17 protein-coding genes are annotated in these 19,706 nt (G+C 72.3%); 4 read left to right on the forward strand and 13 right to left on the reverse strand.

Going from position 1 to position 19,706, the window contains the following annotated elements; genetic code table 11:
* Positions 1-14: 14 nt before the first annotated feature.
* Positions 15-1,172, forward strand: a complete 1,158-nt coding sequence (locus tag JWP64_RS12995; RefSeq protein ID WP_297496160.1) for a glutathione-independent formaldehyde dehydrogenase — start codon at positions 15-17, stop codon at positions 1,170-1,172.
* 117 nt (positions 1,173-1,289) lie between these two features.
* Here JWP64_RS12995 and JWP64_RS13000 read toward each other — a convergent pair whose 3' ends face one another.
* The 3 genes from JWP64_RS13000 to JWP64_RS13010 all read right to left on the reverse strand — a co-directional run bounded on the left by JWP64_RS13000 (position 1,290) and on the right by JWP64_RS13010 (position 4,567).
* Complete coding sequence (locus tag JWP64_RS13000) at positions 1,290-2,093, reverse strand: SigB/SigF/SigG family RNA polymerase sigma factor (protein ID WP_297496161.1); 804 nt, start codon at positions 2,091-2,093, stop codon at positions 1,290-1,292.
* A gap of 147 nt (positions 2,094-2,240) precedes the next feature.
* A complete protein-coding gene (locus tag JWP64_RS13005; RefSeq protein WP_297496162.1) occupies positions 2,241-3,944 on the reverse strand; it encodes a helix-turn-helix domain-containing protein in 1,704 nt (567 codons plus the stop codon).
* Between the two features lie 287 nt (positions 3,945-4,231).
* Entirely contained in the window at positions 4,232-4,567 is a 336-nt protein-coding gene (locus JWP64_RS13010) for an STAS domain-containing protein (protein ID WP_297496163.1), read from the reverse strand.
* A 446-nt stretch (positions 4,568-5,013) separates the two neighbouring features.
* On the opposite strand from JWP64_RS13010, the gene JWP64_RS13015 reads away from it, so the two are divergent.
* From JWP64_RS13015 to JWP64_RS13025, 3 genes are all read left to right on the forward strand, one after another.
* The gene (locus JWP64_RS13015) at positions 5,014-5,862 is read left to right on the forward strand and encodes a glycosyltransferase (protein WP_297496164.1); all 849 of its coding nucleotides are present in this window, start codon (positions 5,014-5,016) and stop codon (positions 5,860-5,862) included.
* 154 nt (positions 5,863-6,016) lie between these two features.
* Complete coding sequence (ctaD, locus tag JWP64_RS13020) at positions 6,017-7,774, forward strand: cytochrome c oxidase subunit I (protein ID WP_297496165.1); 1,758 nt, start codon at positions 6,017-6,019, stop codon at positions 7,772-7,774.
* A 66-nt stretch (positions 7,775-7,840) separates the two neighbouring features.
* Entirely contained in the window at positions 7,841-9,451 is a 1,611-nt protein-coding gene (locus tag JWP64_RS13025) for an MFS transporter (RefSeq protein WP_297496166.1), read from the forward strand.
* Between the two features lie 24 nt (positions 9,452-9,475).
* On the opposite strand, the gene JWP64_RS13030 is transcribed toward JWP64_RS13025, so the two are convergent.
* Genes JWP64_RS13030 through JWP64_RS13075 form a run of 10 tightly spaced genes read right to left on the reverse strand, consistent with a single transcriptional unit; the run spans position 9,476 to position 19,461 of the window.
* Positions 9,476-11,188, reverse strand: a complete 1,713-nt coding sequence (locus tag JWP64_RS13030) for an FAD-dependent oxidoreductase (protein ID WP_297496167.1) — start codon at positions 11,186-11,188, stop codon at positions 9,476-9,478.
* Positions 11,185-11,466 (reverse strand): UBP-type zinc finger domain-containing protein, encoded by a 282-nt coding sequence (locus tag JWP64_RS13035; RefSeq protein WP_297496168.1) that lies wholly within the window; start codon positions 11,464-11,466, stop codon positions 11,185-11,187. Before JWP64_RS13035 ends, JWP64_RS13030 begins: the two co-directional genes overlap by 4 nt.
* On the reverse strand, positions 11,463-11,957 hold the full coding sequence (locus JWP64_RS13040) for a hypothetical protein (RefSeq protein ID WP_297496169.1): 495 nt from the start codon (positions 11,955-11,957) through the stop codon (positions 11,463-11,465). Before JWP64_RS13040 ends, JWP64_RS13035 begins: the two co-directional genes overlap by 4 nt.
* Complete coding sequence (gene trxA / locus JWP64_RS13045; protein WP_297496170.1) at positions 11,954-12,430, reverse strand: thioredoxin; 477 nt, start codon at positions 12,428-12,430, stop codon at positions 11,954-11,956. Before trxA ends, JWP64_RS13040 begins: the two co-directional genes overlap by 4 nt.
* Positions 12,427-15,069 (reverse strand): ATP-dependent chaperone ClpB, encoded by a 2,643-nt coding sequence (clpB, locus tag JWP64_RS13050; protein WP_297496171.1) that lies wholly within the window; start codon positions 15,067-15,069, stop codon positions 12,427-12,429. The genes trxA and clpB overlap by 4 nt, the downstream gene beginning before the upstream one ends.
* Positions 15,069-15,434: a chaperone modulator CbpM gene (locus tag JWP64_RS13055; protein WP_297496172.1), complete on the reverse strand. Its 366-nt coding sequence runs from the start codon at positions 15,432-15,434 to the stop codon at positions 15,069-15,071. Before JWP64_RS13055 ends, clpB begins: the two co-directional genes overlap by 1 nt.
* Positions 15,431-16,414 carry a J domain-containing protein gene (locus tag JWP64_RS13060; RefSeq protein ID WP_297496173.1) on the reverse strand — a complete coding sequence of 328 codons (984 nt, stop codon included), beginning with the start codon at positions 16,412-16,414 and terminating at the stop codon, positions 15,431-15,433. Before JWP64_RS13060 ends, JWP64_RS13055 begins: the two co-directional genes overlap by 4 nt.
* A 4-nt stretch (positions 16,415-16,418) precedes the next feature.
* Positions 16,419-17,027, reverse strand: coding sequence for a nucleotide exchange factor GrpE (locus JWP64_RS13065; RefSeq protein WP_297496174.1), 609 nt, complete (start codon positions 17,025-17,027; stop codon positions 16,419-16,421).
* An 11-nt stretch (positions 17,028-17,038) separates the two neighbouring features.
* Positions 17,039-18,925, reverse strand: coding sequence for a molecular chaperone DnaK (dnaK, locus tag JWP64_RS13070; protein WP_297496175.1), 1,887 nt, complete (start codon positions 18,923-18,925; stop codon positions 17,039-17,041).
* A gap of 2 nt (positions 18,926-18,927) precedes the next feature.
* The gene (locus JWP64_RS13075) at positions 18,928-19,461 is read right to left on the reverse strand and encodes a general stress protein (RefSeq protein ID WP_297496176.1); all 534 of its coding nucleotides are present in this window, start codon (positions 19,459-19,461) and stop codon (positions 18,928-18,930) included.
* Positions 19,462-19,706 lie beyond the last annotated feature (245 nt).

Genomic DNA, 19,706 nt, shown 5'->3' on the forward strand with positions numbered 1-19,706 from the left:
GGAGGACGAACCAGATGAAGGCCGCTGTGTACCGAGGACCGCGTCAGATCGCCGTCGAGGAGGTGCCCGACGCGCGGATCGAGGATGCGAACGACATCCTCGTCCGCATCACCACGACGAACATCTGCGGCTCCGACCTCCACATGTACGAGGGCCGGACCGACATGGAGACGGGACGGGTCCTCGGCCACGAGAACATGGGCCAGGTCGTCGAGGTCGGGGACGCCGTCCGGAAGGTCAAGGTCGGCGAGTACGTCGTGCTGCCGTTCAACGTGGCCTGCGGCCACTGTAAGAACTGCGAGCGCGGCCTCACCAACTACTGCCTGACCATGCAGCCGGAGCCGTCGTGGGCCGGCGCCGCCTACGGGTTCGCCGACATGGGCCCCTACCAGGGCGGGCAGGCCGAGCTGCTGCGCGTGCCCTACGGGGACTTCAACGCCCTGCGCCTGGGCGAGGACGCCGCGGAACGCCAGACCGACTACGTGATGCTCGCGGACATCTTCCCCACCGGCTACCACGCCACCGAGATGGCCGGCGTGAAGCCCGGCGACCAGACGGTCATCATGGGCGGAGGGCCGGTCGGGCTGATGGCCGCCTACTCCGCGATCCTCAAGGGCGCAGGCCGGGTGTGGGTCGTGGACCGGCATCCGGACCGCCTCGCGCTCGCCGACAAGATCGGCGCGATCCCGATCAACGACGCGGAGCAGGACCCCGTCGAGGTCGTCAAGCAGGCCACCCTCGGGCTCGGCGCCGACAACGGCTGCGAGTGCGTCGGCTACCAAGCGCACGACCCGCAGGGCCAGGAGAACGGCGCGCTCACGATGAACACTCTGATCAACGCCGTCCGGTTCACCGGCAAGATCGGCTGCGTGGGGGTCTTCGTGCCGCAGGACCCCGGCGGGCGGGAGAAGCAGGGGGACGTCGGCGAGCTCGAGGCGCAGGGCAAGCTACCGCTGGACTTCGGGATGATGTGGTTCAAGGGCCAGTCCGTCGGCACCGGGCAGTGCCCGGTGAAGAAGTACAACCGGTGGCTGCGCGACCTCGTCGCGGGCGAGAAGGCCCGGCCGAGCTTCCTCGTCTCGCACGAGCTGCCGCTCGACCAGGCCGCGGAGGCCTACGAGCACTTCGACAACCGCGACAACGGCTACACCAAGATCGTCCTGCATCCCTGAACGGGCCAGGACCCGCCGCCGGCGGTGAACCACGGGCCGGGGCCCGCAGCAGCGCTGCGGGCCCCGGCCCTCGTCCACATCCGGCCGCCGGTGGTGGCGGGAGCCGTCGGGCGGTCGTCACTCCTCGATGGTCAGCGCGCCGTGCAGCTCCGCGAGCGAGGCGCTGAGCAGCCGGGACACGTGCATCTGCGAGATGCCGAGGCGGCTCCCGATCTCGAACTGGGTCAGGCCGCCGAAGAAGCGCAGCAGCACGATGGTCCGTTTCCGCTCCGGCAGGGCCCTGAGCAGGGGGCCGAGCGTCTCCCGGTACTCCATCAGATCCAGCTCGGGATCCAGGGAGCCGAGGTGGGCGTCGAACCGGCTGTACTCCTCCGACGAGGAGTCCTCGAAGGACTCGTCGAGGGAGGCGCAGCGGCTGGCGTTCTGCACCTGGAGCCCGTCCACCACCCGGCTGAGCGGCATGTCCAGGCGGGCGGCGATCTCACTGGGCCGGGGGGCCCGGCCGAGCTGCTGGCCGAGGCGCTCGGCGGCCTCGTACATCTCCCGCTGGAGCTCGGTGAGGCGGCGGGGAAGGCGGATCGTCCGTGTGCGGTCGCGGAAGTGGCGCTGCACCTCGCCGGTGATGGTCGGCACCGCGAACGACAGGAAGTCGACCCCGCGATCCAGCTCGAAGCGGTCGACGGCGTGGATGAGGCCGACCGCCGCCACCTGCTCGAGGTCCTCCAGGTTCTCCCCCCGGTAGGCGTACCGGCGGGCGATGTGCTGGGCGACCGGCAGGTAGCCGGTGATCAGCTGACGGCGGATGACGGGGCCGCGCGGATGCCCCGCGGGCAGGCAGGCCCGTTCCTCGATCAACGACCGGAGGTGCTCATAGCTCCTCCGCTGGCGCCGCTGCGGCGTCGCGACTGTCGGATTGCGCACGGGCGAACTCCTCTCGACGGTCACCGCGATCGTGTCCACGAGAGGTACGGGTGTGCACCGGCTCGCAAGAGCGAACCGGCGGTCCTCGGTTGGGCCCGGGAGGTCGGCGCCCCCCGCCGCACGCCCCGCCCGGCGCCTCGCGGCCGCTCAGGAGCCGCCGCGCAGGATGTGCCAGGCGCGGGTGGCGACGTGCAGGTTGAGCCTGGTGTCCACCGCACCCAGGTCGTGACCGCTGACCTCCTTGATGCGGCGCAACCGGTAACGCAACGTGCTTCGGTGGATGAGCAGTGCCCTGGCCGTGGCGTCGTAGTTCCCACCCTGCTCGAGGTACTGCCACAGGGTGGTGACGAGATCGGACCTGCTCGTCGAGTCGTAGTCCAGAAGTGCGCCGAGCCACTCCCGGACGAACTGCTGCACCTCCCGGTTGTCCTCGCCGAGGGTGAGGACCCGGTAGATCCCCAGGTCCTCGTACACGGTGACGCCGGTGGGGGACGCCGAGCCCAACCGGACGCGCAGCGCCCGTTGTGCCTCGGCGTAGGACTTCGGGACCCCGGTCGGGGTCGAGCACACCCCGCCCACCCCGATGGCGCCCGCGGTCGAGCGCACGCTCCTGCCCACCGTGCGGTGCAGCTCGCTCCACCGGCGCCGCTCGTCGGGCCCGGGTGACGGAGCGACGAGCACCACCCCGTCCGGGCGGCGCGCGAGCAGGGCGTTGGTGTTCAGCAACCGGACGACGGCCTGCTCGACGGCGCGGACGAGCCCGTTCTCGGTCGGCGCGTCGGACCAGCGGATGACCAGGACCTGGTGCGGCGTGCGCAGGTCGTGACCGAGCGCCTCGGCCCGCGACAGGGCGCTCACGTCGTCGGTCCCGGTGAGCAGGTCGTCCACCAGATCCCGGCGCAGCCTCAGCTCGGTCTCGGCCAGGCCCCGCAGGTGCGCCAGCTCCATCGTCAACATCACCGCGCCGTGCTGGAGCGCGAAGAGCTCGTGCTCACCGGCTAGGCCCGCCGGGTCGACCAGGGCCAGCACGCCGAGCACCTCGTCACGCGGCTGGGCGACGGCGATCAGCCGGTCCCGGTCGCGTATCGGGTGCGGGCTGCGGCGGGCGTCGGCGAGCATCGCCTCGCGGCGCCGCGCCGGGAGCCGCGGATACGGGTCGGGCCTGCTCGGGCCGGCCCACGCGCGCAGGTTGCCGAAGGGGTCCTCGGCCGCGACACGCAGCCCGGTGAGCCGGTGCAGGGCATCCGCGATCCCCGCCTCCCCGGCCCCCGACGCGGCCACGGCGGTGAGCGTCTCGTGGACCTTGCGGCGCCGCTCCAGGTCGACGACGGTCGCGGCGAGGCGGTTGTTGACCTCGGCGAGGGTCGCGTTGAGCGTGCGGAGCTGGCCGGCGGTCTCCCGCTCGCGGCGGTGCAGCACGGCGGTGGTGAGGGCGAGGCCGGTCTGCTGCGCGAGTATCTGGAGCACCAGGAGCTCATCCGGTGGCGGCTCGCCGTCGGCGGCGACGACCAGATAACCGGCGTGGTGGCCGATCGACTCCAGGGCATAGGCCATGCCCCACGCCGAACCGGTCCCGCCCACCGGGCCGTCGGCGCCGTTGAGGTAGGCGAGCTGCTCGGCGAGGGCGGGCCGGGCGAGGATGGTGCCGTCCGGGGAGCGCAGCCCCTCGTCGTCACCGGTGAGGAGGGTGGCGACGGCACCGCACGAGGTGAGGGTGCAGACCGACGTCGTGGCCTGCTCCAGGATCTCCTCCTCCCCACACCCGTTGGACATCTTCAGCGAGAGCGTGAACAGGCTGCACAGGTTCGAGAGCTGCTGGCGCAACGCGTGGATCGTCGGGCCCTGCTTCATTCCGTTCTCCTCACCCACCAGGGTGTGCTCCAGACCACAACTGCGTCGGAAACCGACCGTACGATGCTCCTCTCCTTTTCGGCCCCCGACTCCCCGACGGTCCGACGCGTTTCCGCGGGCGGGGTGGCGCCGGACGCGGGGAGAACAGTGCTGCCCCGCTCGTGGGCGAGCCGGAGGTACCCGGTCCCGGGAGGTCGATGCCCGCGGGACAGGCCGATGTTCGTGCGGATCTGCCGATGCGCCCGGCGGTCGGAGCTCGGTGCGGATGCGCGTTCCGTGCGGGCCGTTCAGTCCAGCGTGCCGAGCGCGGCCCGCTGATCCGGGTGGATCTCGAACAGGGACGCCACCCCCGCGGCGTGCAGGGCGAGGGGGACCGGGTCGCCGGGACGGTCCCCGCACACCAGGCACAGGCCGATGTCGCCCGCACCCGCCTCGCACGCGATGTCGACGAGGGCGGAGACCCCGTCCGGCGACAGCCGGGAGAGCGGGCGCAGATCGACGATCACCAGCCGCGGACCCCGGGCCAGCTGCGCGTACACCGACTGTCGGAGCTGGGCCGCCGCCTCTGCGGAGATCCCGTCGCCGACCCGGACGAGCAGGACGTCGTCGGTCAGCCCGTGCACGACCGGAACGCTCCCGGCGGGAGCTGAGCCGTCCGGCCCATGGCCGTCGGACCGTTCGGGCGCGGAACGGCCCTCTGCATCACACATGATTCGACATTCAAGCGCGAGCCGGGGCGGCGGCGCCATTCGGGGGAATCCGGAGACACTCGGCAGAGGCGGGACCCCGGAGTACTTTCCGTGGGCCCCGTTCGACCCGTCGGGCCGAGGATCTCGGTCGGCGTTCGCATCTCCGGACCGGTTCGGAGGCGGAGACGGCCGCCCATGATGGTGGGAGTTCAGCCGGGTTCTGTCTCCGGCCGAGTCCCACGGGGAGGTGATGATCGAGTCCGACGACATGAATGGCACCCACGCCGACGCCGGACGACGAGTCACCTTCGCCGATCCGGCGTCGGCGGCCCCGTTCCCCCCGCGCGGGCGCGTTCAGCTCCCCCGGCGATCGGCAGGAGGTGAAGTGGCCGTTGGCGGCACTCGTCGTTCTCGTCCCCACACGCAACCGGCCTGCCGAGCTCGCCACCACCCTCGCCGGGCTCGCCGCCCAGGATCACCCGTTCGACCTCGTGGTGAGCGACCAGTCCGACGGGTCCCCGTCCTATGCCACCCCTGCGGCGGCCACGCTGCTCCGGGTGCTGGCCGGCGCCGACCACCGCGTGACGGTCCGCCGTCACCTTCCACGACGTGGGCTGGCCGAGCACCGGGCGTCGCTGCTCGCCGCCTCCACCGCCCGATACGTGCTGTTCTGCGACGACGACGTCTGGCTGGAGCCGGGCACGGTGGCGCGGCTGCACGAGGCGATCGTCGAACTGCGGTGCGGGCTGGTCGGGGCGGCGGTCCAGGGCCTGTCGTACCTGCACGACCACCGTCCGGCCGAGCTGGCCCCCTTCGAACGGTGGCAGGGCAGACCCGAGCCCGAGCGCATCACCCCCGGAACCCCCGCGTGGGCCCGCTGGACGCTGCACAACGCGGCGAACCCGAGGCACCTCGCCCGCCGGCATCTGCGCCCCGGCGAGCCGTGGGTCGCCTACAAGATCGCGTGGGTCGGCGGCTGCGTGCTCTACGACCGGGACGTCCTCGAGGCCGTCGGCAGCTTCGACTTCTGGCCCGACCTGCCCGAGGAACACTGCGGCGAGGACGTCCTCGTCCAGCACAGGGTGATCGCCCGGGCCGGCGGTGCCGGGATCCTCCCGTCGGGCGCCGTCCATCTGGAGGCCCCGACGACCGTGCCCGACCGACGGGTGCAGGCCCGCGACGTCGTCGGCCGCCACGACCCGCTCGGCTCGCCGTCACCGCCGTCGTGATCGGGCGGAGCACTCCTGCGGACCCTCCCCACTCCCGACCGGTTAGGAAGCTGAGCGACATGGCGTCGGCACTGTTCACCCACCCCGTGCACGAGGTCGAGGTCGAGCCCGTCCGGTTCGGCTCGGCGGTGTGCCACGGATCGGAGCCGCGGTCATGACGACCACCCGTCCCGCACCGATCGTCGTGAGCGCCCCGCGACCGCAGACGCACGGCAAGGGCTCACGGCTGCTGCACATGCTGCGGACCACGGACCCCAAGGACATCGGGATCCTCTACCTGGTCGCCTCGTTCCTGTTCTTCCTGGCGGGGGGAGCCATGGCCCTGCTGATGCGGGCCGAGCTGGCGAGGCCGGGCCAGCAGTTCCTGTCCGCCGAGCAGTACAACCAGCTGATGACCATGCACGGCACCGTGATGCTGCTGCTGTACGCCACACCGATCCTGTTCGGCTTCGCGAACTACATCCTGCCCCTGCAGATCGGCGCACCGGACGTCGCGTTCCCGCGGCTCAACGCGTTGTCCTTCTGGCTGTTCCTCTTCGGCGGGTCCATCGTGATGTCGGGTTTCCTCACCGCCGGCGGGGCCCCCGACTTCGGCTGGTACGCCTACGCCCCGCTGGCCGGGCAGACCTACACCCCCGGCGTGGGCGGGAACCTGTGGTTCGCGGGGCTCATCGTGGCGGGGCTGGGCACCATCCTGGGCGCCGTCAACATGATCACGACGGTCATCTGCCTGCGCGCGCCGGGGATGACGATGTTCCGGATGCCGATCTTCTGCTGGAACATCTTCGCCACCGCCATCCTCGTCCTCATCGCCTTCCCGGTCCTCACCGCGGCGCTGTTCGGCCAGCTGATGGACCGCCACCTCGGTTCGCACGTGTTCACCCCGGCCAACGGCGGGGCGATCCTGTGGCAACACCTGTTCTGGTTCTTCGGCCACCCCGAGGTCTACATCGTGGCGCTGCCGTTCTTCGGGATCGTCACCGAGATCATCCCGGTGTTCAGCCGGAAACCCCTCTTCGGCTACAAGGGGATGATCTTCGCCACCATCACGATCACGTTCTACTCCGCCGCCGTGTGGGGCCACCACATGTTCGCCACGGGAGCGGTCCTGCTCGCGTTCTTCTCGGCGACCACCTTCATCATCGCCATCCCGACCGGTATCAAGTTCGTGAACTGGATCGGGACGCTGTGGAAGGGGAAACTGACGTTCGAGACGCCGATGCTGTTCGCCGTCGGGTTCCTCGCGACGTTCCTCTTCGGCGGCCTCACCGGCGTCCTCCTGGCCTCGCCGCCGTTGGACTTCCACCTCAACGACACGTACTTCGTCGTCGGCCACTTCCACTACGTGCTGTTCGGGACCATCGTCTTCTCGGTGTTCGCCGGCATCTACTTCTGGTTCCCGAAGATGACCGGCCGGATGATGGACGAGACCCTGGGCAAGATCCATTTCTGGACCATGTTCATCGGGTTCCACACGACCTTCCTGGTCCACCACTGGCTCGGCAACGAGGGCATGCCGCGCCGCTACGTGGACTACCTGCCCACCGACGGCTTCACGACGCTGCACATGATCTCCTCGATCGGCTCCTTCCTGCTCGGCATGTCGACGCTGCCGTTCCTCTGGAACGTGTTCAAGAGCTACCGGTACGGCCGGAGGGTGACCGTCGACGACCCGTGGGGCCACGGCAACTCCCTGGAGTGGGCCACGTCCTGCCCGCCGCCACGGCACAACTTCACCGAGCTGCCCCGCATCCGCTCCGAGCGCCCGGCCTTCGAGCTGCACTACCCGGAGTACGTCGAGCGGTACCGCCTGGAGGCCCACGTCGGGCGCCGCCCGTCCCCGTTCGAGGTCGCGGCCGAGCGGGTCACACCGGACCAGGGGCACGACGACGACGACCCGAGATCCCGCTGACCTGCGTGGGACGACCACGGGAAGGCCTGCCATGACGACCGCCGACGTCGACGTCCGGGGCGCCGGATGACCCTTCCCCTCCCCGGCGAGACTCCCGTTCCCGTGGCGGTGACCCCGACGTGGGCGCCGTTGCGGCACCCGGTGTTCCGCGCCCTGTGGATCGCGCAGTTCGGCGGCAACATCGGGACCTGGGCGCAGATGGTCGGGGCGCAGTGGCTGATGGGCGACCTGGGCGGCGGCGGGCTCGCCATCGGCCTCGTGCAGACCGCCGCGACGCTGCCGGTGTTCCTGTTCGTCGTGCCGGCCGGTGCCCTGGGCGACAGCGTCGACCGCCGCAAGCTGCTGCTCCTCGGGCAGTCGGTGATGACCGTCGCCGCCACGGTCCTGCTCCTGGTCACCGTCACCCACGTGGTGAACCCGGTGCTGTTGCTCGGGCTGACCGCCGTGATGGCCGCCGGGCAGGGCCTGGCGGCGCCGGCGTTCCAGGCGGTGCAACCCGAGCTCGTCGGGCGCGACCAGATTCCCGCCGCCGCGCTCCTGAACGGCGTGAACGCGAACGTGGGCCGGGCCATCGGCCCGGCGCTCGGCGGGGTGCTCATCGCCGCGGCGGGCCCGGCGGCGGCGTTCGCGCTCAACGTCGCCTCGTTCGTCGGCCTGCTGGTGGTGCTCGCGAGGTGGCGCCGCGAGGTCGCTCCGCGCCCGCTGGGCGCGGAGCGGGTGCTCGCCGCGGTCCGCACGGGTGCCCGCTACGTCCGCAGCGCCCCGAGGTTCGGGGCGGTGCTGGCCCGGTCCACCGTCTTCATGGTGTTCGCGAGCTCGCTGTGGGCGTTGCTGCCGATCCTCGCCCGCGGTCCGTTGCGGCTCGGCCCCGGCGGATACGGGCTCCTGCTGGGCGGGATCGGGGTCGGGGCCGTGCTCGGCGCCCTCGTGGTCCCGGCCATCCGGGCGCGCGCCGAGCCGGGGGTCGTCGTCAGCGCGGGAACGCTGGTCTACGCGGCGACCCTGGTCCTCACCGGGCCGTCGCGCTCGGTCCCCCTCGTGGCGGTGACGCTGGTGGTCACCGGGCTGACGTGGGTGACGGTGCTGTCCACGCTGAACAGCGGCGCGCAGATGGTGCTGCCGGACTGGACGCGAGCCCGCGCGCTCGCCTACTACCAACTCGCCATCATGGGTGGGCAGGCGCTCGGCGGGGTCGTGTGGGGCCTGGTCGCGCAGCTCTGGGGCGCCTCGACGGCGCTCGTGGCCGCCGGGATCGGGCTCGCCGTCAGCCTGCCCGTCGGATGGCGGTGGGCGCCGATGGCCGGCCCGACCCCCGACCTGAGCGCCGAGCAGCACCTGCCCGACCCGCCGGACGTCCCGGTCACCGGCCTCGGGCACGTGCTCGTCCTCATCGAATGGCGGGTACCCGACGAGTCCGCGACCGCCTTCACCGAAGCCATGCGCGCCGTCGGGCTGTCCCGACGACGCACCGGCGCCACGCTGTGGGGTCTGTTCCGCGACGTGGAGGACCCCGAGTGCTTCGTCGAGGCGTTCACGGTGCCCGACTGGACCGAACACCTGCGCCAGCACCTCGAGCGCGGCACCGCCATGGATCGCCTCGCCGAGGCCGCCGCGCGCCAGCTGGTGGTGCCGGGCACCGAGCCGCAGGTCCGCCACCTGGTCCGGGAGGATTCCTGACGGGCGGCGCCGTCCCCTCCTCCCTCACACGGAGGCGAGGCGCTCGTGCACCATGCGGACCGCCATCGCGCCCTCCCCCACCGCCGACGCGACGCGCTTCACCGACCCGCTGCGGACGTCCCCTGCCGCGAACACCCCGCGCACGCTCGTCTCCAGCAGCAGCGGCGCCGCACCCCCGGGCTCCTCGCGCGCCGCCGCCGCGGGACCGGTCAGGACGTAGCCCCCGCCGTCGAGTGCCACGACGTCGCCCAGCCAGCCCGTGCACGGTGACGCACCGATGAACACCGCCAGCTCGCGGGCCGGCAGCGTCCGGCGCTCGCCGGTCCGGTTGTCCTCGACGACGACGGCCTCCAGCGCGCCTCGCTCCCCCACCAGCTCGCGCACCTCGGTGTGCAGGTGCAGCTCGATGCGGGAGTCGTGCAGGATGCGGTCGGCCAGGTACCGGGACATGTCCTGGAGGGCGGGCTCGCGGACCACGAGTCGGACCGCGCCCGCGTGGTCGGCGAGGAAGAGCGAGGCCTGGCCCGCCGAGTTGCCGCCGCCCACGACCACGACCGGGTCGCCGGCGCACAGCTGGGCCTCGACGAGGGTCGCCGCATAGAGGACGCACGTGTCCTCGAACTCCTCCAGCCGCGGCACCGGCAGCCGCCGGTAGTGGGCCCCGCAGGCGAGGATGACCGCGCGTGCCATGAGGCTGTCGTCGCCACCGAGCCCGAGCCGATGGTGCCCCTCGCGGCCCGCCTCCAGGGTCATGGCGTCGGCGGGCACCGCCATCCGGACGCCGAACTTCTCGGCCTGCACGACGGCCCGCTCGGCGAGCTCCCCGCCGGAGATCCCGGCCGGGAACCCGAGATAGTTCTCGATCCGGGAGGTCGTCGCCGCCTGCCCGCCCGTGGCGACGTGGTCGAGCAGGACCGTGCTGAGTCCCTCCGACGCGCCGTAGACCGCTGCCGCCAGTCCGGAAGGCCCGGCCCCGACGACCGCCAGGTCACAGACCTCGACCTCGCTCCGGCTCGGCCGGATGCCGGTCAGCTCGGCGAGGTCCTCGGGACGGGGGTTGCGCAACACCCGGTCCCGCCACACGACCACCGGCGTCTCCGCGGGGCTGATCCCCAGCTGCTGCAGGAGCGACTCCGCGTGGGGGTCGGACTCGAGGTCGACGAACCGGTGCGGCAGCCGGTTGCGGGCGGCGAACTCGCGGAGCCGGTGACTGTCCGGGGAGTACCGGGACCCGATGATCCGGAACCCGGCTCCCTCGCCAAGCACCAGCATCCGCCGGACGAGGTAGGCCCGCAGGATCTCGTCGCCGAGCGTGGGGTTCTGGGCGAGGTGATCACGGAAGCGGTCCGCGGGGACCACGAGGAGCTCGCCGGGGTCGGCCGCGATCCAGGTCAGGAAGGACACCTGCCCGGTGAGCAACCCGAGCTCGCCGAGGAACCGTCCCGGGCCGTGCACCCGCAGGACCCGCTGCTCGGGGGTGCCGAAGGCCTCCACCGACGCGACCCGCCCGGAGAGGATCACCCGGAACGCGTCGTCCGGCGTGCCCTCGGCGATCAGCACCTGGCCGCGCTCCGTCCGGGTGCGCTCGCCGAGCGCGGACAGCGTGCGGATGCGGGCCTCGTCGAGCCGGGGGAACGCCCCCTGCAGGTCCGGCGTCTCCCCGTCGGGGACGGACTCGAGCAGCTGCTCGAGGCCGGCCCCCGCCGTGTCCGTCGTGTCCGGGTCCGTGCGCGTCATGCGAAGGCCTCATCGACGAAGCACCAGCGCCAGTCCTCCCCCGGCTCGAACGACCGCACGATCGGGTGCCCGACGGCCCCGGCGTGCACCCGCGCGTGCCGCATCGGCGAGGAGTCGCAGCACCCGACGTGCCCGCACGTCAGGCACAGCCGCAGGTGCACCCAGGGGGTGCCCGAGCGCAGGCACTCCTCGCACCCGTCGGGGGTGCGCGGCACGACGTCGCGGACCCACGTGACGTGCGGGTCGACGCCCCCGCCGGAGATGGGCGCCGTGGTCATCGCGTCGTCCGGTCGCCGAGCACCAGCGCCGCCCCGATCGCGGCAAGCCAGGCGTCCTTGGCCAGCGGGATCCCCTCCTGGCTGGGGAAGGGTGAGCCCGGGCGGCGCATCCCGGGCGTCCGGGCGTACAACCCGATCAGTCCCGCGCCGAACCCGAGCAGCCCGAGCCCGGCCACGCCCGCCGGCACGAACGGGAGTAACAGGCTCGCCCCGAGCAGGATCTCGCCGACCGAGAGCGCCTTCGTGAACGCGGTGGGCTCGACCGTGGCCACGAACGGGTAGGCCCCGCTCGCGAAGCCGTGCAGGTACTTCGCCGTCTCCTCGTCCGCGCTCCACTTGCCCAGGCCGGAGTCCAGGATGTAGGCGCCGGTGGCGAGCCGCAGCGGCACCTGCCAGGTGAGGGACGGCCACAACCTCGCGGGCGGCGGGACCGGCTTCGCGGACGAGATCCGGGCCGGGACGAGGGTGGCGATCCGGTCGCGCAGGGTCATGAGGTGACCGCAGAGTCGGTGGGGTCGGTGAGCGCCTGGTCCAGCCAGCTGCGCAGCGCAGGCAGCGGTGCGGCGCCCGGCTGCCTGGCGATGACCTCGCCGTCGCGGAGCACCATCAGTGTGGGCACCGCGCGGACCTCGAAGCGCTGCGAGAGCTTGGGGGCGCTGTCGACGTCGACCTTCACCAGCTTGATCTCGCCGGCCCGCTCGGTGGCCAGCTGTTCCAGGGCCGGGCTCACCATCCGGCACGGGCCGCACCAGGTCGCCCAGAGGTCCACCACCACCGGCAGCGGCGCGCGCTCGGCCACCTCGGCGAAGTCGTCGTCGCCCGCGTCGGCGATCCACGGCAGCGGGTTGTGGCAGTTCCCGCACTTGGGGACGCCGTCACCGACCGCGGGCACCCGGTTCTTCTTCCCGCAGTGCGCGCACGTGACCACGGTGGAGCGCGACGTCCGGGTCGTCGGTGTACTCATACGGGCACCACCACCTTCTCCGGGTGCACCGGTGCGTTGTGGGTGACCACGAGGCGGTCGTCCTTGACGTCGACGACGACCGTCGAGCCCTCCACCACCTCGCCCGCGATCAGCGCCCGGGCGACCATGGTCTCGACCTCCCGGGAGATGAACCGGCGCAACGGGCGCGCGCCGTACACCGGGTCGTAGCCCTCGCGGGCGATGAAGGCGCGCGCCTCGTCGCTCACCTCGAGGTCGATCCGGCGCTCGGCGAGCCGGATGCGCAGGGCGGTGAGCATCAGATCGACGATCTCGGCGATCTGTTCCAGGACGAGCGGGGTGAACATCACCGTGTCGTCCACCCGGTTGAGGAACTCGGGGCGGAAGTGCGCCCGCAGCTCGGCCGTCACCAGATCGCGGGCCTCCGGCTTCAGCTGGCCGGTCTCGGTGACCCCGTCGATCAGGTACTGCGACCCGATGTTGGACGTCATGATGATCACGGTGTTGCGGAAGTTCACCGTGCGGCCCTGGGCGTCGGTGAGCCGGCCGTCGTCGAGCACCTGCAGCAGCGTGTTGAACACGTCCGGGTGCGCCTTCTCGATCTCGTCGAAGAGCACGACCGCGTACGGGCGCCGCCGGACGGCCTCGGTGAGCTGCCCGCCCTCGTCGTAGCCGACGTAGCCGGGAGGGGCCCCGACCAGCCGCGACACCGTGTGCCGTTCCTGGTACTCGCTCATGTCGATCCGGACCATGTTGTCCTCGGAGTCGAACAGCGCCGAGGCCAGCGTCTTCGCCAGCTCGGTCTTCCCGACGCCGGTGGGGCCGAGGAAGATGAACGACCCCGTCGGCCTACGCGGGTCCTTGATCCCCGACCGGGCCCGGATGATCGCATCGGACACCGCGCGCACGGCCTCGTCCTGCCCCACCACCCGGTTGTGCAGGATGGTGTCCAGCCGGAGCAGCTTCTCCCGCTCGCCCTCGGTGAGCCGCTTGACCGGGATGCCGGTCCAGGACGAGACGATGTCCGCGATCTCCTCGGGAGTCACCTCCTCACGGAGCAGCCGGTGCCCGCCCTGCTTCTGGACGAGCCGCTCCTCCTCGGCCGGGAGCCTCCGTTCGAGATCTGCCAGCCGCCCGTAGCGCAGCTCGGCGGCCCGGTTCAGGTCGTAGGCACGCTCGGCTTCCTCGGCCTCGCGCCGGACCTGCTCCAGTTCGGCCCGCAGCTCCTGGACGCGCTTGATGGCGCTCCGCTCGGCCTCCCACTGCGCGCGCATGGCGTCGGACTCGGCCCGCAGGTCGGCCAGCTCGCGGCGCAGCTCCTCGAGCCGGGACCTGCTGGCCGGGTCCTCCTCCTGGGCCAGGGCGGCCTCCTCGATCTCCAACCGCGTGACCCGGCGGGTGATCTCGTCGAGCGCCGCGGGCATCGAGTCGATCTCGGTGCGCAGCCGGGCGCACGCCTCGTCGACGAGGTCGATCGCCTTGTCGGGGAGGAACCGCTCGGTGAGGTAGCGGTCCGACAGCGTCGCGGCGGCCACCAGGGCGCCGTCCTGGATGCGGACCCCGTGGAACACCTGCAGCCGCTCGCGCAGCCCGCGCAGGATGGAGATGGTGTCCTCTACGCTCGGCTGGTCGACGTAGACGGGCTGGAAGCGGCGCTCGAGCGCGGCGTCCTTCTCGACATGCTTGCGGTACTCGTCCAGCGTCGTCGCGCCGATCATGTGCAGCTCGCCGCGGGCCAGCATCGGCTTGAGCATGTTGCTCGCGTCCATCGCGCCCTCGGTGGCGCCGGCCCCGACGACGGTGTGCATCTCGTCGACGAACAGCAGGATCCGGCCCTCGGCCGCCTTGACCTCGCCGAGCACGGCCTGCAGCCGCTCCTCGAACTCGCCGCGGTACTTCGCGCCCGCGATGAGCAGGCCCATGTCCAGCGCGAAGATCGTCCGGTCCCGGAGCCCCTCAGGGACGTCGCCGTTCACGATGCGCTGGGCGAGCCCCTCCACGATCGCGGTCTTCCCGACGCCGGGGTCGCCGATCAGCACCGGGTTGTTCTTGGTCTTGCGGGACAGGATCTGGACGACCCGGCGGATCTCGGCGTCGCGGCCGATCACCGGGTCCATCCGGCCCGCGCGCGCCGCCTCGACGAGGTCCTGCCCGTACTTGGACAGCGCCTCGTAGGTGCCCTCGGGCGTCGCCGAGGTGACCCGCTGGTTGCCGCGCACCTTCGTCAGCTCGGCGAGGAAGCTGTCGCGGGTGACCCCGTTCTCGGCGAGCAGCCGCCCCGCCCCGGTCCGCGAGCCCTCCTCGGCGAGCGCGACGAGCAGGTGCTCGACGGACACGTACTCGTCCTTGAGCCGGCGGGCCTCGCGCTCCGCGGCGTCCAGCAGGTGCGCCAGCCGCTGGGTGACCGAGACCTGCCCGGGCTGGGTCGCGGGCCGGGTGGTCCGTGGCTTGCGCCCCAACTCCCCTTCGAGGTCGCTGCGCAATCGGCTCAGGTCGACGCCGAGCCCGGTGAGCAGCCGCGGTACCAGCCCGTCGGGTTGTTCGAGGAGCGCGAGCAGGAGATGCTCGCCGTCGACCTCGGTGTGGCCCGCGCGGGTCGCGAGGTCCTGGGCGGCCGAGAGGGCCTGCTGGGACTTCTGGGTCAGGCGGTTCAGGTCCATCAGAGACTCCGTACCCCGTCGGTGTCGTGCCGTTCGGTGCGGCTCGGTTCGATGCGGTTGAGGGCGGCGCGCTGCTGCCGGTGCAGCGCGATCTCCAGCGCCTGGATGCGGTCGAGCAGCTCGACCACCAGACCGAGCGCCGCGTAGTTCAGGGACAGCCCGCTGCGCAGCCGTTCGATCCGGGCGACGGACATCAGCTGGCCGGGGGCGAACCACAGCGCGCCGTCGCCGCTGCGGCTCGCGCGCACCAGGCCCAGCGCGACGAAGCGGCGGACCAGGTCGGGGTGCACGCCGCTGCGGCGCGCGAACTCCTCCTGGCTCAGCAGCCGCCGGGGCCGCCGCACCGGCAGATATCGGCTCGTCATCGCTCTGCGCCCTTCGTGGCGGCCTCGCGGCGCGGGTCGAACGACGACACGGCGGCGAGTTCGGTGAACAGCTCTCGCTCGCGGTCCGTCAGCCGCGGCGGGACCATGATCTTGGCCTCGGCGTAGAGGTCGCCGGGCTTCCCCTTCGGGTTCGGCATGCCCTCCCCGCGCAACCGCAGCCGCCGCCCGGTCGACGTCCCCGGCGGAACGGTCACCTTGGTCTCGCCCCCCGGGGTCGGGACCGGCACGGTCGCTCCGAGCGCGGCCTCCCACGGTGCCAACGGGAGGTCGACGTAGATGTCGCGGCCCTGCACCCGGAACCGCGGGTGCGGCAGGATCCGCACGACGAAGTAGAGGTCGCCCCGCTCCCCGCCGTTGATCCCGCGGCCGCCCTCGCCGGAGAGCCGGATGCGCTGCCCGTCGGTGACGCCGCGCGGGATCGTGACCGTGTAACTGCGCGGCCCCGCGGTGCCCTCGAGCGTGATCGAACGTCTGCCGCCGCGGTACGCCTCCTCCACGGTCAGCGGCAGCTCGGCCTCCTGGTCCGCGCCCGCCACCGGGCCGGAGCGGCCGCGGGCACGGCCGCCCCCGCCGAAGATCCCCCCGAACAGGTCCTCGATGTCGACCCCGCCGGCACCGCCGAAGCCCTCGAAACCCCCGCCGTAGCCCTCGGACGCGTAGCCGCCGCCGGGCCGGCCGCCGCGGGACCCGCCGGAGCGGGCCCTGCCCGCGCCCACGCGCTCCTCCCAGTCCTCGGGGACCTGCCGGTAGTTCTCCCCGAACCGGTCGTAGCGTTTGCGCTGCTCCGGGTCCGACAGCACGCTGTAGGCCTCGTTGGCCTCCTTGAAGCGCTCCTCCGCCGCCGGGTCCTTGTTGACGTCGGGATGGTTCGCCCTGGCCAGCCGCCGGTAGGCCTGCTGCAGCTCGTCGGACCCGGCGTCCCGTGACACACCGAGGACCTCGTAGTAGTCCCGGGCCATGCGCTCAGTCCCCCGAGGCCCTGGTGACGGTCACCGACGCCGGCCGCAACTGGCGGTCCGGAGCCCCGTAGCCGGGCCGTACGACCGCCGCGACCGCACCCGGCGGAACGTTCGCGTCCTCGGGCGCGACGACGCCGACCACCTCGTGCCGCGCCGGGTCGAACGGCACGCCGGACTCCTCCTGACGGGGGTAGCCGAGCCCTGCCAGCAGCGCCATCGCCTGTTCACGTACCGCCCGGACGCCCTCGACGATCGAAGACGGGTCGGCCTCGGCGTGCCGCAGCGCCAGGTCGATGTTGTCCAGGACGGGGAGGAACGCCGCCGCCACCCGGTCGCGCTCGGCGCCGCGCTCCCGCGTGAGGTCGCGCTGGTAGCGCTTGCGGAGGTTGTCCAGGTCCGCGGCGGTGCGCCGCCAGCGGTCCTCCAACTCGGCCGGGGCCGGCCCCGCCCCGGCCGCGGTCTCCAGGCCCTCCGGCCGCTGCCCCGTCCCGTCGGCCCCGCCCGGGCCGGAGGCCGTGGCCTCCGACCCCGGCTGTTCCTGCCGGGCCGGTTCGTCGGACCGCTGCTGGGCGGAGAGCGAGGGCGCGGGGCTCTCGGGTCGCTGGGCTGTCATCGCATCCGCCCTCAGCTGCGGTCGAACTCGGCGTCGATCACGTCGTCGTCCGCGGCGGACGACTCGGACCGGTCATCGCTCGCCCCGGCCGGCTGACCGCCTCCGGCGGAGACGGTCTGCAGCCCGGCCAGCACACCCTGAAGCTCCTGGGTGAGCTCGCGGACCCGCTCGATCGGCGCCTGGTCCGACACCGCCTGCCGGGCGTCGGTCACCAGCATCTCCGCACGCGACCGCTCGTGGGGCGGGGCGGCGTCGCCGAGCTCGTCGAGCCGGCGCTGCACCTGGTAGGCGAGGGCGTCGAGCTCGTTGCGCGCGTCGATCTCCTGCCGCAGCTCCTGGTCCGCCGCACGGTTGCGGTCGGCCTCCTGCACCATCCGGTCGACGTCGCCCGCGTCGAGGTTGGAGCTCTCCGAGATGGTGATGCCCTGTTCCTTGCCGGTGTCCTTGTCCCTGGCCGTCACGTTCAGGATGCCGTTGGCGTCGAGATCGAGGGTCACCTCCACCTGAGGTTCGCCGCGTGGCGCCGGCCGGATGTCGGTGAGCTGGAACCGGCCCAGCACTCGGTTGTCGGCCGCGCGCTCCCGCTCGCCCTGCAGCACCACGACGTCCACGGCGGGCTGGTTGTCCGCGGCGGTCGAGAACGTCTCGGCGCGCCGGGCCGGGATCGTGGTGTTGCGTTCCACGATGCGGGTCATCACGCCGCCCTGGGTCTCCACGCCCAGCGACAGCGGTGTGACGTCGAGCAGCAGCACGTCGGACACGTCGCCCTTGAGCACCCCGGCCTGGATCCCCGCGCCGACCGCGACGACCTCGTCGGGGTTGACCGTCATGTTCGGGTCCTTGCCGCCGGTGAGCCGCCGCACGAGGCTCTGGACGGCGGGGATCCGGGTGGAGCCGCCGACGAGGATGACCTCGTCGATGTCGTCGGAGCTGACCTTCGCGTCGGACATGGCCCGCTTGACCGGCTCCATCGTGCGCTCGATCAGGTCCGAGGTGATCTGTTCGAACGTCGAACGCATCAGCGTCGCCGTCAGGTGCTTCGGCCCGTTCTGGTCCGCGGTGACGAACGGCAGGTTCACCTGCGTCTGCGTCACCGAGCTCAGCTCGATCTTCGCCTTCTCGGCCGCCTCGTAGAGACGCTGCAGCGCCTGCGGGTCCTTGCGCAGGTCGATGCGGTTCTCCTTCTGGAACTCCTCGGCCAGGTGGTCGACGATCCGCCGGTCGAAGTCGTCGCCGCCGAGGTGGGTGTCCCCGGCCGTCGCCCGCACCTCCACGACGCCGTCGCCGACGTCGAGGATGCTCACGTCGAACGTGCCGCCGCCGAGGTCGAACACCAGCACGGTCTCGTGCTGCTGCTTGTCCAGCCCGTAGGCCAGCGCCGCCGCCGTCGGCTCGTTGATGATCCGCAGCACCTCGAGGCCGGCGATCTTCCCGGCGTCCCTGGTCGCGGTCCGCTGCGCGTCGTTGAAGTAGGCGGGGACCGTGATGACGGCCTCGTTGACCTTCTCGCCGAGGTGGCGCCCCGCGTCGTCGGCGAGCTTGCGCAGGATCATCGCGCTGATCTCCTCCGGGGCGTACAGCTTGCCCCGGACGCTGATCCGCGCGTTGCCCTGGTCGTCCGCCACCACGTCGTAGGTGACCTGCTCGGCCTCCTCGCGGATCTCGTCGAACTTGCGCCCGATGAAGCGCTTGACCGAGTGGATCGTGCCCTTCGGGTTGAGGATCGCCTGCCTGCGGGCCAGCTGGCCGACCAGCCGCTCGCCGTTCTCGGTGAACGCCACGACCGACGGGGTCGTGCGCTGCCCCTCGGCGTTGGGGACGACGTCTGCCTCGCCGCCCTCCCACGCGGCGATCACGGAGTTGGTGGTGCCCAGGTCGATACCGGCGGCTCGCGCCATGATCAGATCCTCCGCTCGAGCTTGCGCAGGGCCTCGTCGGCCACGTCGGCGTCGACCATCACCTCGTACCGGGAGGGAAGCATCGCCGAGACCGAGGAGAAGTCCCGCCTGCCTCGCTGCATCGCATAGACGATCAGGCCCACGACCGCCCCGATCACGGCACCGAAGACCACGCCGTACAGCGCCAGCAACACCGCGTTGATCAGCGGGTTGACCCAGCTGAACAGACCGAAGATCCAGCCGATCAGGGCGCCGGGCACGGCGCCGCTCAGCGCGCCGCGCCAGAGGGCCCGGCCCCAGGTCATCTTGCCGACGACCTGTTCGACGACCTGCAGGTCGTGCCCGACGATCGACACCCGCTCGACCGGGAAGTCGAGGTCGGCCAACCGGTCGACGATCCGTTCGGCCGCGGCGTAGTCGGTCGTGGTGGCGATGGCTCGCCGGACAGGGGCATGGGACGGCGTGGTCGGCTCCGCGGCGGCACCGCTGGCACCGGGCGCGACCGCCGGCCCGACGGGGCTCGGCTGATCGGTCATGGCTGGGCTCCTGGAGTAGTGGTCGGCCGGCGACCTGTTCGCCGGGTGGATGTCGGGTCGGGAGGCGGACCGGGGGTCCCCCTCGGTCTCCTCGCTCTGTCGCGGGGTCTCGGGCGGGTCCGTCCACACGGCGTCCTGCGAGGGCCGGTGGTGCCCGGCACTGCGCCCGTGCGGTCGAGCCGTAGGTACACGATGGCAGCGCAGCCGCTGCGGCGAACGGGTCCCGCGGGGCAACCTTCGTGCGG

The organism is Pseudonocardia sp., from assembly GCF_025465255.1.
Classification (GTDB): Bacteria; Actinomycetota; Actinomycetes; order Mycobacteriales; family Pseudonocardiaceae; genus Pseudonocardia.

Bases quoted from the DNA above. Each gene is read 5' to 3' on its own strand.
- dnaK (WP_297496175.1), bottom strand. From the start codon at position 18,925: ATGGCGCGAGCCGCCGGTATCGACCTGGGCACCACCAACTCCGTGATC.
- ctaD (WP_297496165.1), top strand. From the start codon at position 6,017: ATGACGACCACCCGTCCCGCACCGATCGTCGTGAGCGCCCCGCGACCG.
- JWP64_RS13055 (WP_297496172.1), bottom strand. From the start codon at position 15,434: ATGACGAGCCGATATCTGCCGGTGCGGCGGCCCCGGCGGCTGCTGAGC.
- JWP64_RS12995 (WP_297496160.1), top strand. From the start codon at position 15: ATGAAGGCCGCTGTGTACCGAGGACCGCGTCAGATCGCCGTCGAGGAG.
- JWP64_RS13005 (WP_297496162.1), bottom strand. From the start codon at position 3,944: ATGAAGCAGGGCCCGACGATCCACGCGTTGCGCCAGCAGCTCTCGAAC.
- JWP64_RS13040 (WP_297496169.1), bottom strand. From the start codon at position 11,957: ATGACCCTGCGCGACCGGATCGCCACCCTCGTCCCGGCCCGGATCTCG.
- trxA (WP_297496170.1), bottom strand. From the start codon at position 12,430: ATGAGTACACCGACGACCCGGACGTCGCGCTCCACCGTGGTCACGTGC.
- clpB (WP_297496171.1), bottom strand. From the start codon at position 15,069: ATGGACCTGAACCGCCTGACCCAGAAGTCCCAGCAGGCCCTCTCGGCC.
- JWP64_RS13075 (WP_297496176.1), bottom strand. From the start codon at position 19,461: ATGACCGATCAGCCGAGCCCCGTCGGGCCGGCGGTCGCGCCCGGTGCC.
- JWP64_RS13035 (WP_297496168.1), bottom strand. From the start codon at position 11,466: ATGACCACGGCGCCCATCTCCGGCGGGGGCGTCGACCCGCACGTCACG.
- JWP64_RS13065 (WP_297496174.1), bottom strand. From the start codon at position 17,027: ATGACAGCCCAGCGACCCGAGAGCCCCGCGCCCTCGCTCTCCGCCCAG.
- JWP64_RS13060 (WP_297496173.1), bottom strand. From the start codon at position 16,414: ATGGCCCGGGACTACTACGAGGTCCTCGGTGTGTCACGGGACGCCGGG.
- JWP64_RS13030 (WP_297496167.1), bottom strand. From the start codon at position 11,188: ATGACGCGCACGGACCCGGACACGACGGACACGGCGGGGGCCGGCCTC.
- JWP64_RS13025 (WP_297496166.1), top strand. From the start codon at position 7,841: ATGACCCTTCCCCTCCCCGGCGAGACTCCCGTTCCCGTGGCGGTGACC.